The 222-nt window shown below is 76.6% G+C and carries 1 protein-coding gene; it reads left to right on the top strand.

Annotated features, from left to right (window positions below; genetic code table 11):
• A partial coding sequence (locus tag AB4Y34_RS42590) for an AMP-binding protein (RefSeq protein WP_368719384.1) occupies window positions 1–222 on the top strand: 222 nt, incomplete at both ends.

The raw sequence follows: 222 nt of genomic DNA, 5'->3' as shown, positions 1-222 counted from the left end.
GGGGGAGGCGGCGCCGCGGCTGGTGCTGGCCGATGCGGCGGGGCGTGCGGCGCTGGGCGGGGAGGCGCTCGCTGGCGTGGGGCTGGTGGAGCTGGAGGCGCAGTCACCGGCGTGGGCCGGGCAGCCGTCATCGGATCCGGATGCGCGCGCGCTGGGCCTGGGCCCGCACCATCTGGCCTATGTGATCTACACGTCGGGTTCCACCGGCACGCCCAAGGGCGT

It is taken from the genome of Paraburkholderia sp. BR10954 (assembly GCF_040965775.1).
Lineage (GTDB): Bacteria > Pseudomonadota > Gammaproteobacteria > Burkholderiales > Burkholderiaceae > Paraburkholderia > Paraburkholderia youngii.
The sequence above is the reverse complement of the archived record's forward strand: the minus strand, read 5'-3'. Positions and strand labels throughout refer to the sequence as shown.